This is a genomic window from Streptomyces sp. NPDC056480 (genome assembly GCF_042795405.1).
Classification (GTDB): Bacteria; Actinomycetota; Actinomycetes; order Streptomycetales; family Streptomycetaceae; genus Streptomyces.
The window spans coordinates 1-14,589 of sequence record NZ_JBHTSA010000097.1 but is presented as its reverse complement, the minus strand read 5'-3'; the positions used below and the strand labels follow the sequence as shown (position 1 = coordinate 14,589).

Annotated in this window: 13 protein-coding genes; 10 read left to right on the top strand and 3 right to left on the bottom strand. The window is 72.2% G+C overall.

Features of this window, described 5'->3' with window-relative positions; all coding sequences use genetic code 11:
* Nucleotides 1-65: 65 nt before the first annotated feature.
* Genes ACFQ79_RS31020 through ACFQ79_RS31005 form a run of 4 tightly spaced genes read left to right on the top strand, consistent with a single transcriptional unit; the run spans nucleotide 66 to nucleotide 4,211 of the window.
* Nucleotides 66-770, top strand: coding sequence for a peptidase (locus ACFQ79_RS31020; RefSeq protein WP_383589644.1), 705 nt, complete (start codon nucleotides 66-68; stop codon nucleotides 768-770).
* The gene (locus ACFQ79_RS31015) at nucleotides 770-1,693 is read left to right on the top strand and encodes a hypothetical protein (protein WP_383589643.1); all 924 of its coding nucleotides are present in this window, start codon (nucleotides 770-772) and stop codon (nucleotides 1,691-1,693) included. Before ACFQ79_RS31020 ends, ACFQ79_RS31015 begins: the two co-directional genes overlap by 1 nt.
* Nucleotides 1,690-2,754, top strand: coding sequence for a hypothetical protein (locus ACFQ79_RS31010; RefSeq protein ID WP_383589642.1), 1,065 nt, complete (start codon nucleotides 1,690-1,692; stop codon nucleotides 2,752-2,754). Before ACFQ79_RS31015 ends, ACFQ79_RS31010 begins: the two co-directional genes overlap by 4 nt.
* A 14-nt stretch (nucleotides 2,755-2,768) precedes the next feature.
* Entirely contained in the window at nucleotides 2,769-4,211 is a 1,443-nt protein-coding gene (locus tag ACFQ79_RS31005; protein WP_383589640.1) for a hypothetical protein, read from the top strand.
* A 75-nt stretch (nucleotides 4,212-4,286) separates the two neighbouring features.
* Here ACFQ79_RS31005 and ACFQ79_RS31000 read toward each other — a convergent pair whose 3' ends face one another.
* Nucleotides 4,287-5,807: a peptide MFS transporter gene (locus ACFQ79_RS31000; RefSeq protein ID WP_383589639.1), complete on the bottom strand. Its 1,521-nt coding sequence runs from the start codon at nucleotides 5,805-5,807 to the stop codon at nucleotides 4,287-4,289.
* 429 nt (nucleotides 5,808-6,236) lie between these two features.
* Here ACFQ79_RS31000 and ACFQ79_RS30995 point away from each other — a divergent pair, with 429 nt between their 5' ends.
* Nucleotides 6,237-6,914, top strand: coding sequence for a response regulator transcription factor (locus ACFQ79_RS30995; protein ID WP_329279450.1), 678 nt, complete (start codon nucleotides 6,237-6,239; stop codon nucleotides 6,912-6,914).
* A gap of 51 nt (nucleotides 6,915-6,965) precedes the next feature.
* On the top strand, nucleotides 6,966-8,237 hold the full coding sequence (locus ACFQ79_RS30990) for an ATP-binding protein (protein ID WP_383589637.1): 1,272 nt from the start codon (nucleotides 6,966-6,968) through the stop codon (nucleotides 8,235-8,237).
* Between the two features lie 23 nt (nucleotides 8,238-8,260).
* Here the strand turns inward: ACFQ79_RS30990 and ACFQ79_RS30985 are convergent, their stop codons facing one another.
* A complete protein-coding gene (locus tag ACFQ79_RS30985) occupies nucleotides 8,261-8,776 on the bottom strand; it encodes a GtrA family protein (protein ID WP_383589635.1) in 516 nt (171 codons plus the stop codon).
* Between the two features lie 188 nt (nucleotides 8,777-8,964).
* Here ACFQ79_RS30985 and ACFQ79_RS30980 point away from each other — a divergent pair, with 188 nt between their 5' ends.
* From ACFQ79_RS30980 to ACFQ79_RS30965, 4 genes are all read left to right on the top strand, one after another.
* Nucleotides 8,965-10,104: a 5-(carboxyamino)imidazole ribonucleotide synthase gene (locus ACFQ79_RS30980; protein WP_383589633.1), complete on the top strand. Its 1,140-nt coding sequence runs from the start codon at nucleotides 8,965-8,967 to the stop codon at nucleotides 10,102-10,104.
* A gap of 59 nt (nucleotides 10,105-10,163) precedes the next feature.
* A complete protein-coding gene (gene purE, locus ACFQ79_RS30975; protein ID WP_383589672.1) occupies nucleotides 10,164-10,661 on the top strand; it encodes a 5-(carboxyamino)imidazole ribonucleotide mutase in 498 nt (165 codons plus the stop codon).
* A complete protein-coding gene (locus ACFQ79_RS30970) occupies nucleotides 10,658-11,884 on the top strand; it encodes a dipeptidase (RefSeq protein ID WP_383589631.1) in 1,227 nt (408 codons plus the stop codon). The genes purE and ACFQ79_RS30970 overlap by 4 nt, the downstream gene beginning before the upstream one ends.
* Nucleotides 11,885-12,032: 148 nt before the next feature.
* On the top strand, nucleotides 12,033-12,965 hold the full coding sequence (locus tag ACFQ79_RS30965; RefSeq protein WP_383589629.1) for a membrane dipeptidase: 933 nt from the start codon (nucleotides 12,033-12,035) through the stop codon (nucleotides 12,963-12,965).
* A 61-nt stretch (nucleotides 12,966-13,026) separates the two neighbouring features.
* Here ACFQ79_RS30965 and ACFQ79_RS30960 read toward each other — a convergent pair whose 3' ends face one another.
* Nucleotides 13,027-14,352, bottom strand: coding sequence for a UDP-glucose dehydrogenase family protein (locus ACFQ79_RS30960; protein ID WP_383589627.1), 1,326 nt, complete (start codon nucleotides 14,350-14,352; stop codon nucleotides 13,027-13,029).
* Nucleotides 14,353-14,589: the final 237 nt, after the last annotated feature.

The window sequence follows — 14,589 nt, the reverse complement described above, 5'->3', positions numbered from 1 at the left end:
CCCGGGCGTACCTTGACGCCCAATCTGAAAGACCGTCAGTTCCATTGCGGTGAGGGGTGCTCGGGGTGTCCAAGGAGCCGAACCGGAGGAGAACGGCCGCCGCGCTCGCGGCGGCGGTCGCGGTGGCGGGCGGGGCCGTGCTCGCCGGCGCGCCGGCCGCCCAGGCGGCCGTCGTCGACGTCGACTACGCCTGTGAGACGAAGATCGGGCCCAAGGGCGCCGTCTCGCCCGTCGACATCAAGGCCGTCAAGAACGGCAGCGCGTACACGATCACGATGTCGTTCGAGAAGGGCGTGTCCGACAGCCCGGTCGAACTGCCCAAGGGCGTCATGACGCCGCGCGCCGAGCTCGTCGTGGGCGGCGCGGACTCCGGCACCGTGAAGGTCAAGGGAACGCCGAACACGGCCGCGATCCCGCCCGACACCCCGATCAAGATCGGCACGCTCACGGGCACGTACACCCCGAAGAAGAACGGCAAGGTCACCTTCACGGCCGGGACGCTGACCGTGCACGCGCTCGGCATGGACGCGGCCGTCTGCACCCCGAAGAACAACCCACGGCCCGCTCTCGAACTGGAGGTGACGGGGCTCTCCGGCGGCTCCGACGCCCCGCCGCCGGCCGACGAGGGCGACGACGAGGAGAACACGGGCGCCGAACTGCCCAAGACCGGCCCGCTCGACTCCGCCGTGGCCCTCGGCACCCTCGGCGGCACCGTCCTCCTCACCGGCGCGGCCGGAGTCCTCTGGCTCACGCGGCGCACGGCTCGCTGATGCGGACGGCGGCACGCACCGGGCTCGTGGCCGTCGCGACCGCCCTCGTCGGCGCGGTCGCGGCGGCGCCCGCGGGCGCCCACACCGAGGCCCCCGCCGACATCCGGGCCACGGCGTCCTTCGGCGCCCGGACCACCGCTTCCGTCGGTGCCCGCGTCGTGGCCTCCGCCGCCGCCCCGGCCTCCTGGACGGCGGCGCCCGCCGCCGGGCGGCCGTACGTCTATCTGGAGGGCCCCGCCGGCAGCGTCCTCCAGGACACCCTCTCGCTCACCAACCCCGGCGCCCGGCCGCTCACGGTCCGGCTCAGCGGGCAGGGCGCACCGGTGTCCTTCGCCGCCCGGACGGTGACCGTGCCCGCCAGGACCCGGGCGGACGTGCCGTTCGCCGTGACCGTCACCGCGGACACCCCGCCCGGCGAACACCGGGGGACGGTACGGGCCTCGGCGGCCGGCCGGGAGGTACGCGTCGACCTGCGGCTGCGGGTCAGCGGCCCGAGGCTCGCCGCGCTCACCGTCGAGGACGTCCACGTCGACACCGAGACCGGCACCCTCCGCTACACCCTGGTCAACCGCGGCACCACCGTCCTCGCGCCGCACCTCGCGGTGCGCGCCGAAGGCGTCCTCGGCACCGTCCTCGACCGGCCGGGCCGGCCGCTGCCGCTCACCCTGAAGCCCGGCCGGCGGGCCACCCGTACCGAAACCTGGCCCGACCCGCCGGCCCTCGACTCCGTCACCGTCCGGCTGACCGCCACCGCCGAGGGCGCGGCCCCGGCCACCGCCCGCGCCGAGGCCTCCTTCGCCTCGGGCCCTGCGCTCGCCGGGGCGGCCGGACTGCTGCTGCTCGCGGCGGGCGGCGGCGGTTACGCGGTACGGCGGCGCGGCAGGTCCCGTACCCAGCGAGTCCCGGCGGGAGTGCGCACATGAGGTGGATACGTACAGCGGCGGCGCTCGTGACCGTGCTGGCTCTCGGCCTCCTCCCGGCCGCCCCCGCCGTCGCGGCGCCCGGTCCCGCCGTCGAGCTCTCCCAGGCGGAGGGCGGCAAGGGCGGCGAGGTCACCGTCAGCGGCAGCGGCTGGAAACCGGGCGCGCTGCTCATGCTGCTGATCTGCGGCCAGGCCGCGCCCGACAAGGGCGTCATCGGCGGCACCAACTCCTGCGCCAACACCGAGGGCCGGGCCGCCACCGTCGACGCCCGGGGCGGCTTCAGCGCGAAGCTCCCGGTCGCCGAGCCGCCCAAGCCCTGCCCCTGCGTGGTGCACGTCGCCGGTGTGACCGGCCAGCAGGACGCCGTCGACCGGGAGTTCACCGTCGCCGGACATCCCGTCGCGCCGCTCCCGGAGGCCTCGGGCGACGGCCGGCTCGCCGTCCTCGCCGCCGTACGCCTCGACGGGTCCAGCGGCCTGCTCACCTGGTTCGGGGCACCGCCGAGCCGCGAGGTCGTCTTCACCGTCGGCAACCTCGGCTCCGCCCCCGTGAAGGACCCGGTCTTCCAGGTCGGCTCCAGCCACGGCGTGTTCGCTCCGCAGTACGAGGAACGGCAGTGGCGCGGCACCATCGCCCCCGGCAGGAAGGCCCTCGTCCGGCTCCCCGTCGAACTCACGGCGGGAGCGCACGGCGACTACCAGGTCTCCGTGCGGTACGCGGGCAAGGTCCTGGTCGAGCAGCCGTGGGGGGTCGGCAGGCCCTGGGGCGTGACGCTCTTCTGGCTGCTGCTCGCCGTGGTCGTCCCGGCGGCGCTGTTCCGGATCGGGATGGCCGTGGTGGACCGCGTCCGCCCGGCGGCCGGCCCCGCCCGGCCCCGGCCCCGCGCGCGGCCCCGGACCACGCCCCTGGCCCGGCTCCGTACACGTGCCCCCGACCCCGCGCGCGAGTCCGCGCTCCGGGGTCCGGGGGACGACGAACCGACCGCGGTCCTGCCGTGGTTCAGTCCTGACTCCGCACCGTCAGCCCCAGAGAGCAGCCCGACGACGAAGGGACATGCGTGAGTACGCAACGGAGGATGAGCGCGGCCGGAGTCGCGCTGATGCTCGGCGGCGCGGGGATCATGATTTCCGCCGGCCCCGCCCAGGCCGCCGAGGTCTCGTACAAGACGGAGTGCATCCCGCCGTCCATCTCCGGGCTTCCGCCCGTGCAGGGCACGACGAAGGTGCTGATCACGGCACCGGCGGAGGCCAAGGTCGGCGACGAGGTCGAGATCGTCTGGAAGACGGTCCAGGCCGCGTCGAAGAACCCCGACGTGCTCGACCTCGGCGCGGACACGGTCAAGCCGACCGGCGTCCTCACCGTGGGCGGCGCGGGGACCGGCACCGTCGCGATGGAGGGTCCCCGGAAGAACCCGCCGATCCCCAAGAACAGCCCCATGGTGCTGCCCGAGATGAAGGGGAAGCTGAAACTGACGAAGGCGGGCGAGATCACCCTCACGCCCGACAAGTACACGATCAACGTGTCCAAACCGCTGTCGACGGACACGAAGTGCGCCCCGAAGGAGACGGTGCCGGTCGCGGCCACGATCAAGGTCACGGCCGGTGGCGGCGGTACGACGACGGGCGGCACGAACGGCGGGTCCACGACGACCGCCGGCGGTACGACGACGTCGGGCGGCAACGCGAGCGGCAGCACCACGGGCGGCTCGACCACGACCGGCGGCGGTTCGAACAACACCGGCGGCTCCTCGAGCTCGTCCTCCGGCGGCTCCGGCGGATCCTCCGGCTCCGGCTCCGGATCGGCCTCCGGCGGATCCTCCAGCGGCGGCGCGAGCGGCGGGGGCGGCGGTGAGACGTCCTTCCCCGGCAAGGAGGTCGCCGTCACGTTCGGCTGCACGGCCCCCGGCCCGGACCCGATCAACGGCAAGGTCACGATCGACGCCAAGAAGAACGGCGGTGTGTACGACCTCACGGTCAGGACGGCCAAGGGCGTCATGAACAGCCCCGCCGCACTCCCCGCGGGCGCGCTGAAGGGCTCCATGGCGGTCAAGATCGGCGGGGCCGACAGCGGCACGGTGAACGTCTCGGGGCCCCCGAACCCCACCGCGCTGAAGCTGGGCGACCCGGTGAACCTGCCGGACATGAAGGGCACGTACAAGCCCGGAGCGACCGGTAAGTCCACGCTCAGCCCAGGCACGCTGACCATCAAGGTCACCCTCGGCACCTCGACGATGGACATCCCGTGCAAGGTGAAGGGGGCCGTCCAGGCCTCCCTCGAACTGGACACGAGCAAGCAGGCGGGCGGCGCGGCGGGCGGCTCCGGCGACGACTCGGGCTCCGGCAGCGGGTCCGGCAGCGGCTCCGGCAGCGGGTCCGGCGGCTCCGACGGCGGGAACCTCGCGGAGACCGGAGCCGAGGACGACGGCGCCCTGCGCGCCCTCGCCCTCGTCGCCGGCACGGTGATCCTGCTCGGCGGCGCCGTGTTCACCTTCACCCCGTGGGCACGCCTCAGGCGCTGACGCGGGCCCGGAAACGGCGGAGGGCCGCCGCACCGATCCGGTGCGGCGGCCCTCAGGGCCGTACGGGGGAGGAGGTCAGTGGACGCTGCCCATGAGCCCCTGGACCTTCTTGCGGTACATGTAGATCGCGAAGCCCGCGAGGACGGCGAGACTCGCCTCCATCGCGATGATCCCTGTCCCGTTGAGGTCCACACCGGCCAGCGAGAGCAGACCGGTGGTGCAGTCACCGGCGGTGACGGCGAGGAACCAGACACCCATCATCTGGGAGGCGTACTTCTGCGGCGCCATCTTCGTCGTGACGGAGAGGCCGACCGGGGAGAGGCACAGCTCACCGATGGTCTGGATCATGTAGATCGAGACCAGCCACATCGGGGAGACCTTGTCGCCGCCACCGGCCATGTTCATCGGGACGATGAAGACGAAGAAGGAGGCGCCGACGAGGACCAGACCCATCGCGAACTTCACGATGGTGTTCGGCTCCTGGTTCTTACGGGCCAGCCACAGCCACAGCCAGGCGAAGACCGGGGCCAGCGCCATGACGAACAGCGGGTTCAGCGACTGGTACCAGGTGGCCGGGAAGCCGAGGCCGAAGACCGTGTCGGAGGTCTTGTCGTCCGCGAAGAGCGACAGCGTCGAGCCGCCCTGGTCGTAGATCATCCAGAAGACGGCGGCCGCGACGAAGAACCAGATGTAGCCGGTCATCTTCGACTGCTCGGTCTTGTCGAGGTCCTTGTCGCGCTTGATGCGGACCAGGACGGCGACCGGGATGATCAGACCGGCGAGGGTGATCGGGACCAGCGCCCAGTTCAGGGTGTACATGCCCAGGGCGACGACGACGCCGTAGAACGCGGCGGCGAGGACGACGACCAGGGAGACCTTGACCAGGATGCCCTTGCGCTCGGCCGGGGACAGCGGGTTCGGGACGACGTTGCTCTTCGGGCTCAGGCTCTTCGTGCCGGCGAGGAACTGGATCAGGCCCAGACCCATGCCGAGCGCGGCGAGCGCGAAGCCGAGGTGCCAGTTGACCTTCTCGCCGACGGTGCCGACCACGAACGGCGCCACGAAGGCACCGAGGTTGATGCCGACGTAGAAGAGCGTGAAGCCACCGTCACGGCGCGGGTCGTCCGGGCCGTCGTAGAGGTGGCCGACCATCGTGGAGATGTTGGCCTTGAGCAGACCCGAGCCGGCGGCGACGAGCGCCAGACCGACGAAGAACATGGCCTGACCGGGGATCGCGAGCGAGGCGTGGCCCGCCATGATCACGAAGGCGGCGATGGTGACGGTCTTGCGGGCGCCCCAGACGCGGTCGCCGAACCATCCGCCGGGCATGGCCATCAGGTAGACCATCGAGACGTAGACGGAGTAGATCGCCGTCGCCGTCGCCGCGGTCATGGCGAGGCCGCCACCCTGGCTGCCGGTCGCGGCGTCCGCGCCGCCGGAGACCAGGTACAGAACGAGAAGTGCCCGCATGCCGTAGTAGGAGAAGCGCTCCCACATCTCGGTCATGAAGAGGGTGGCCAGGCCGCGGGGGTGGCCGAAGAACGTCTTCTCGGAACCGGGGGTTCCGGCCGAAGCCGTCGTCAGGCTGGACGCCATGTCGATCCTTGCTCTGTCGGGACGCGCGCCTTGTGAGCGTGGTGCGCCCGGTGGGGGAGGCCGGCACCGGCGGAATCGGAGTGGACTCCACCGGGATCCACGCCCCGGGAGATGCGTCGTCGCGTCCCGGGACCCGGCCCACAGGTCATTCACCGTCTTCAAGGTTCGGCTGGGCCGACCTCACGCAGAAAGAGGACCTTGGCGCGCGAAGCTGGCCAAAGGTCCCCGATTACCGCTACAGACGTCGAGCCACCATACGACACGACAGTGCCGGATATGGAAGGACTTGAGAGATGGATCACAGGTGGGGGTGCAACCGCGGAAGGCCATTCGAAGGTCATGTGCAAGATACCCACAGGATCTCCAGGCTTCCCTCCCTCCCCGTGGATCACGCCCCGGCCCCCCGCCCGTGCGGACTACCATCACCCCATGACCCGTGTACTGCTCGCCGAGGACGACGCATCCATCTCGGAGCCGCTGGCCCGCGCCCTGCGGAGAGAGGGGTACGAGGTCGAGGTCCGCGAGGACGGCCCGACCGCCCTCGACGCCGGCCTCCAGGGCGGCGTGGACCTGGTCGTCCTCGACCTGGGCCTGCCCGGCATGGACGGCCTCGAGGTCGCCAGGCGACTGCGCGCCGAGGGCCACGCGGTCCCGATCCTGGTGCTCACCGCCCGCGCCGACGAGGTCGACACGGTCGTGGGGCTCGACGCGGGCGCCGACGACTACGTCACCAAGCCGTTCCGGCTCGCGGAGCTCCTCGCCCGGGTCAGGGCGCTGCTCCGGCGCGGCTCCACCGAGCCCGTCGTCGCCCCCTCGACCCACGGCGTGCGGATCGACGTCGAGTCGCACCGGGCCTGGATGGGCGACGAGGAGCTCCAGCTCACGGCCAAGGAGTTCGACCTGCTGCGGGTCCTGGTCCGCGACGCGGGCCGGGTCGTCACCCGCGACCAGCTGATGCGCGAGGTCTGGGACACCACGTGGTGGTCCTCCACGAAGACCCTGGACATGCACATCTCCTGGCTCCGCAAGAAGCTGGGCGACGACGCGGCGAACCCCCGCTACATCGCCACGGTCAGAGGCGTCGGCTTCCGTTTCGAGAAGAGCTAGCGCGGGCCCGTAAGGTCGGGAGCGTCTCCCGTTCCCGCCCGGAGGGCAACCGTGCGTCGCCGTCTCATCAACTCCACCCTCGCCGTCGTCCTCGTCGTCATCGCCGTCTTCGGCGTCTCCCTGGTCATCGTGGAGACCCGCACCATCTCCAGCAGCGCCCAGGAGAGCGTGGACCTGGAGGCGCTCCGCATCGTCTCCATCGTCGACAGCCGGCTCATCGGCGGCGAGCCCGTGAACCCGGACATCCTGTCCCAGCAGAGCGGCGCCAAGCGGTACGCCCAGATCCACATCCCCGGCCGCGACACGATCGAGATCGGCACCCGCCCGGAGGGCGACGTCACCCGCGGCGTCGCCGAGGGCGAGCGCGGCGAGACCGTGGTCGTCGAGGAGTCCCGCTCGGCGGTCACCGCCGAGGTCGGCCGCACCCTCATGATCATCGGCGCGGTCGCGCTGCTCGCCGTCATCGCCGCCGTCCTCCTCGCCGTACGGCAGGCCAACAAGCTGACGTCCCCGCTCACCGACCTCGCGGAGACCGCCGAGCGCCTCGGCTCCGGCGACCCGCGCCCCCGGCACAAGCGGTACGGGGTGCCCGAGCTGGACCGCGTCGCGGACGTCCTGGACGCCTCCGCCGAGCGCATCGCCCGGATGCTCACCGCCGAGCGCCGGCTGGCCGCGGACGCCTCGCACCAGCTCCGTACGCCCCTCACCGCCCTCTCCATGCGCCTGGAGGAGGTCGCGCTCGCCGACGACCTGGACACGGTCAAGGAGGAGGCGACGATCGCGCTCACCCAGGTCGAGCGGCTCACCGACGTCGTCGAGCGGCTGCTCACGAACTCCCGCGACCCCCGCACCGGCTCCGCCGTCGCCTTCGACCTCGACGAGGTCATCAAGCAGCAGATCGAGGAGTGGCGGCCCGCCTACCGCAGCGCGGGGCGGGCCATCGTCCACTCCGGCAAACAGGGCATGCGGGCCGTCGGCACCCCCGGCGCGGTCGCCCAGGTCCTCGCCGCCCTGATCGAGAACTCCCTCATGCACGGCGGCGGCACCGTCGCCCTGCGGACCCGCGTCACCGGCAACCAGTCGGTGATCGAGGTCACCGACGAGGGCCCCGGCGTCCCGGCCGACCTCGGCGCACGGATCTTCGAGCGGGCCGTCAGCGGCCGCAGCTCCACCGGCATCGGCCTGGCGGTCGCCCGGGACCTCGCGGAGGCGGACGGCGGTCGTCTGGAGCTCCTCCAGCAGCAGCCGCCGGTCTTCGCGCTGTTCCTGAGCCGGGAGGTCCGCAGCGTCGCGGACAGGCAGCGGGAGCGCCCCGTCCGTTAGGGGCGCGGTTCGGCGGGGGTGGGTCAGACGCGGTCGGGCTGGCGGCGGGTCGCCTGGCGCGGGGGCTGCTCGAGGAAGGATTCGGCGGCCTGCACCGCCTCCTTCGCGGGCAGCGCGCGGAACACCCAGGTGCGGTACGACCAGAAGCGGAACAGGGTCGCGACGCCGATGCCGAAGAACTTGAAGAAGTTGCTCGCGAGCGGGCCGTCCCAGCCGAAGCCGTACGTCGCCGCGAAGAGCAGACCGTTCTGGATCACCAGACCGATCAGGCTGAAGACCAGGAAGAGCGACATCTCCTTGGTGCGGCTGCTCTTGTCCCGGTCACGGTACGTGAAGTAACGGAACCCCACGTAGTTGAACGCGATCGCGACCAGGGTGGCGATGATGCTCGCGCGTACGACCGGAAGGTCCGAGAAGTGGCGTACGAGGTTGAACACCCCGAGGTCGACCAGGACGCCGATGGCCCCGACTGCCCCGAACTTGGCGAGTTCGCGGAAGAGCCCGTTGAGTCGCGTGCGCAGCGCGCCGGGTTCACTCATGGTGATGGCTCTGTCCCGTCCGTCCGGATGACGTCCGGGTGACGTCAACCCAACCATGCTAACCAGCGCTCCTGTCACCCGCCCGTGTACCTGGGAAACCACTGGAGAACCCGCTCCCCACCAGCGTCGTTCTTGTGCCAAACCACAGCCGGACGAGTGTTCACGGATGGTGCGGATACCCTAAGAGGGTGACGTTCCCGGTAGTCGGCATGGTCGGTGGCGGTCAGCTCGCCCGAATGACCCACGAGGCGGGCATCCCCCTCGGCATCAAGTTCAAGCTCCTCAGTGACACCCCGCAGGACTCGGCGGCGCAGGTGGTGAGCGAGGTCGTCATCGGCGACTATCGCGACCTGGCTACGCTGCGTGACTTCGCGCGCGGATGTGACGTGATCACCTTCGATCACGAGCACGTCCCCACGGAGCACCTGCGGGCCCTCGAGGCGGACGGCATCCCCGTCCGCCCTGGGCCCGACGCGCTGGTGCACGCCCAGGACAAGGGGGTGATGCGCGCGAAGCTCGACGAGATCGGCGCCCCCAGCCCCCGGCACCGCATCGTGGCGGACCCCGGGGACGCGGTGGCCTTCGCCGCCGAGGTCGGGGGCTTCCCGATCATCCTCAAGACGGTCCGCGGCGGCTACGACGGCAAGGGCGTCTGGTTCGTCCGCAAGCCCGAGGACGCCCGCGATCCCTTCCTGGCGGGTGTCCCGGTCCTCGCCGAGGAGAAGGTCGACTTCGCGCGCGAGCTCGCCGCGAACATCGTCCGCTCCCCGCACGGCCAGGCCGTCGCCTACCCGGTCGTCGAGTCCCGGCAGGTCGACGGGGTCTGCGACACGGTGATCGCACCCGCGCCCGAGCTGGACGGCGAGCTCGCCGGACAGGCCCAGGAGCTGGCCCTGCGCATCGCCAAGGAGCTCGGCGTCGTCGGTCACCTGGCCGTCGAGCTGTTCGAGACCACGGACGGCCGCATCCTCGTCAACGAACTGGCGATGCGTCCGCACAACTCCGGCCACTGGACCCAGGACGGCGCGATCACCTCGCAGTTCGCCAACCACGTCCGGGCGGTCCTCGACCTGCCCCTCGGCGATCCGCGCCCGCGCGCGACGTGGACCGTGATGTGCAATGTCCTGGGCGGCGACTACCCGGACATGTACTCCGCGTACCTGCACTGCATGGCCAGGGACCCGCAGCTCAAGATCCACATGTATGGCAAGGACGTGAAGCCCGGCCGCAAGGTGGGGCACGTCAACACCTACGGCGACGACCTGGACGACGTGCTGGAGCGCGCGCGTCACGCCGCCGGCTATCTGCGAGGAACGATCACCGAGTGAGCAGCACGAGCCCCGCCGCAGCCCCCGACACCTCCACCGCCCCCGTGATCGGCATCGTCATGGGATCCGACTCCGACTGGCCCGTCATGGAGGCCGCGGCGCAGGCCCTCGACGAGTTCGAGATCCCGTACGAGGTCGACGTCGTCTCCGCCCACCGGATGCCGCGCGAGATGATCGCGTACGGCGAGGAGGCCGCGGGCCGCGGCATCAAGGCGATCATCGCGGGCGCGGGCGGCGCCGCCCACCTGCCCGGCATGCTCGCCTCCGTCACCCCGCTGCCGGTCATCGGCGTGCCGGTGCCGCTGAAGTACCTCGACGGCATGGACTCGCTGCTCTCCATCGTGCAGATGCCGGCTGGCGTGCCGGTCGCCACGGTCTCCGTCGGCGGCGCCCGGAACGCGGGCCTGCTCGCGGCCCGTGTCCTCGCCGCGCACGACCCCGAACTGCTCGCCCGGATGCGGGAGTTCCAGCAGGAGCTGAATGACCAGGCGACCGAGAAGGGCAAGCGCCTGCGGGCCAAGGTCGAGGGCGCGGAGTCGTTCGGCTTCGCCAAGTGAGCGCCGCGGACAGGGCCTCCGGCGGCGCGGCCGACCGCCTCGCCGAGGCCCGCGAGCTGCTCGCCGCCCACCCCGTTGTCGACGGCCACAACGACCTGCCGTGGGCGCTGCGGGAGCACGTCCGCTACGACCTGGACCGGATGGACATCGGCGCGGACCAGACCGGCGCGCTGCACACCGACCTCAAGCGGCTGCGGGCCGGCGGTGTCGGCGCCCAGTTCTGGTCGGTGTACGTGCCCTGCCGGCTGGCCGGCGACGACGCGGTCAGCGCGACCCTGGAGCAGATCGACATCGTCGACCAGCTCCTGGAGCGGTACGCGGGCGACCTCGCCCCCGCCCTGACGGCCGACGCGATGGAGGCGGCCCGCGAGCAGGGCCGCATCGCCTCCCTCAAGGGCGCCGAGGGCGGCCACTCGATCAACAACTCCCTCGCCACCCTGCGCGCCCTGCACACCCTCGGCGTGCGCTACATGACGCTCACCCACAACGACAACAACGACTGGGCGGACTCGGCGACCGACGCGCCCGGTGTCGGCGGACTCTCCGCCTTCGGCCGTGCCGTCGTCCGCGAGATGAACCGCTCCGGCATGCTCGTCGACCTGTCGCACGTCGCCGCGACGACCATGCGGGACGCGCTCGACGCCTCGGCGGCGCCGGTGATCTTCTCGCACTCCTCGGCCCTGGCGGTCTGCGACCACCCGAGGAACATCCCGGACGACGTCCTGGAGCGGCTGCCCGCCAACGGCGGTGTCGCGATGGCCACGTTCGTGCCCAAGTTCATCCTCCCCGCGGCCGTCGAGTGGACCGCGCGGGCCGACGAGAACCTCCGGGCACACGGCTTCGACCACCTCGACACCACCGCCGAGGCGATGAAGCTGCACCGCGCCTTCGAGGAGGCGAACCCGCGGCCCATCGCCACCGCCGCCACGGTCGCCGACCACCTCGACCACATGCGCGAGGCCGCCGGCATCGACCACATCGGCATCGGCGGCGACTACGACGGCACGGCCTTCACCCCGGCCGGCCTCGACGACGTCGCCGGCTACCCGAACCTGGTCGCGGAGCTGCTGCACCGCGGCTGGTCGCACCCGGACCTGGCGAAGCTGACCTGGTCCAACGCCGTCCGCGTCCTCCGCGACGCGGAGGCGGTCTCGCGCGACCTGCGGAGCCGTACGGCACCGTCGAACGCGACGATCGACTCGCTGGACGCGCCGGGCGCCTGACGGCGCGTGAACGCCCGGCCCGTGGCCGCGGCGTTCACCCGGACGGCTCAGCCCGCCGAGCCCCCGCACGGGCCCGGTGGCACGGTGGACGGTACTGCCCCGCCCAACTCGGCGGGGCGGTACTGCATCACCGAGTTGGAGTCAGACCATGGCGGAACTGCTAGACGACCATCCCACCCTCTCCACCGTCCCTGCCGCCGCCGGGGAGCCCGCACCCCCCGACCCACCCCCGCCGCTCGACGAGACGTCCCGCGCCCGCGCCATCCTGGCGGCCCAGCCCGTCGTCGAGGGGCACACCGAACTGCCCGCGTCCCTCGACCCGGAGGACCTTCCGCCCGTCCGCGCGGCGGAGGCCGGAGCCCAGTTCTGGTCGCTGCACGTCGGAGCCGGCGAAGACACGGCGGGCGTCATCGGGACCCTGCGGCGCATCGACGCCATCCGCGCGCTCGTCGCCGCCTGCCCCGAGGACCTGCGCCTCGCCCACACGACCTCCGAGATGGTCCACGCCCGCAACTGCGGCCGCGTCGCCGCCCTCCTCGGCCCGGTCGGCTGGACGGCGGTCGGCGGCTCCGCCGCGACCCTGCGGGCGTACCACGCCCTGGGGGTACGGGCCGTCAACCTCACCCGCTTCGACCGCTTCGCCCGCGACGCGGTACGGGAGATGAACCGCCTCGGCCTGGCCGTGGACCTCTCCGGCGCCGACCAGGACACGGTCCGCCGCGCCCTCGCGGTCACCCGCGCCCCCGCCCTGCTCACCAGGGCGGCCCCGGAGGGCCTGCCCGGCGACGTCCTGGGCCTGCTCGGCGAGAACGGCGCCGTCTGCATGGTCACGGTGACCGAGGATCCGGCCGCCGTCGCCGACGTCCTGGACCGGGTGCGTACGGAGGCGGGCGCGCACTGCGTGGGCGTCTCCCACCCCACCGACCCGGCCGCCGGCTACGTCCCGCTCTTCGCGGAGCTCCTCCGCCGGGGCTGGACCGCCCAGGAACTGGTCGGCCTCGCGCACGCCAACGTGACGCGGGCGCTGCGCGAGACGGAGTTCCTGTCGCGGACGAACCGCATCAGGCCGGCCGCCGCCTGACCGCGTGGACGGAGGAGGGGGCGCTGAAGACAGCGCCCCCTCCTCCCGTGCTCCGACGTCCTCAGGCGCGCGGGCGCCCCATCGCCCGGTACGTCCAGCCGGCCGCCCGCCAGCGCTCGGAGTCCAGCGCGTTGCGGCCGTCCAGGATCACCCGCGAGGCGGCGACCTCGGCCAGCGCCGCCGGGTCGAGCTCGCGGAACTCGCGCCACTCCGTCAGGTGCAGCACCACGTCCGCCCCGCGCACCGCTTCGAGGGCGGACTCGGCGTATCCGAGGGTCGGGAAGAGGCGGCGGGCGTTGTCCATGCCCTTGGGGTCGTAGACGGTGACCTGGCCGCCCTGGAGGTGTATCTGGCCGGCCACGTTCAGCGCGGGGGAGTCGCGGACGTCGTCCGAGTCCGGCTTGAAGGCGGCGCCGAGGACGGCGACCCGGCGGCCCAGGAAGGTGCTGCCGCCGAGGGCCTCGCGCGCCATCTCGACCATCTGGCCGCGCCGCCGCATGTTGATGGAGTCGATCTCGCGGAGGAAGGTCAGCGCCTGGTCGGCGCCCAGCTCGCCCGCGCGGGCCATGAAGGCCCGGATGTCCTTGGGCAGGCAGCCGCCGCCGAAGCCGATGCCGGCACGCAGGAACTTGGCGCCGATCCGGTCGTCGTGCCCGATCGCCTCGGCCAGCTTGGCGACGTCGCCGCCGGCGGCCTCGCACACCTCGGCCATCGCGTTGATGAAGGAGATCTTGGTGGCGAGGAAGGAGTTCGCCGAGGTCTTCACCAGCTCGGCGGTGGGGAAGTCCGTCACCACGAAGGGCGAACCGTCGCCCACCGGCCCGGCGTACACCTCGCGCAGCAGCTTCTCGGCCCGTTCGCCCTGGACGCCGACGACGATCCGGTCCGGGTGCAGGGTGTCCTGCACGGCGAAGCCCTCGCGCAGGAACTCCGGGTTCCAGGCCAGCTCCACGCCCTCCGGGAGCACGCCCGCGAGCCGCTCGGCCGAACCGACGGGCACGGTCGACTTGCCGACGACCAGGGCCCCTTCGCGTACGACCTCGGCGAGGGAGGCGAAGGCGGCGTCCACGTAGCTCATGTCGCAGGCGTACTCGCCGTGCTTCTGCGGGGTGTTCACACAGACGAAGTGCACGTCGCCGAAGGCGCCGACCTCCTCCCAGGAGGTGGTGAAGCGCAGCCGGCCGCTCGAACCCTCGATGCCGGCCACGTGCCGCGCGAGGAGTTCCTCCAGGCCCGGCTCGTACATCGGGACCCGGCCGGAGGACAGCAGCTCGATCTTCTCGGGGACGACGTCGAGCCCCAGGACCTCGAAGCCCAGTTCCGCCATGGCCGCGGCGTGGGTGGCGCCGAGGTAGCCGGTGCCGATCACGGTGATCTTGAGGGCCATGCGGGTCTCCAGTGACGTCGGGCGGAATGCCTGCCCGAGCATAGTCGTGCTCTGGTCCGGGGCCGGGGCACGCCCTACGCTTTGGGTTACTTAACGGTAGTTAGCAGCGTGGGAGTGAGTGAGAGTGTCAGGTTCTTCTGATTTCGACCTGTATCGGCCCTCCGAGGAGCACGACATGCTCCGGGAGTCGGTGCGTGCGCTCGCGGAGGCGAAGATCGTGCCGTTCGCCGCGGCGGT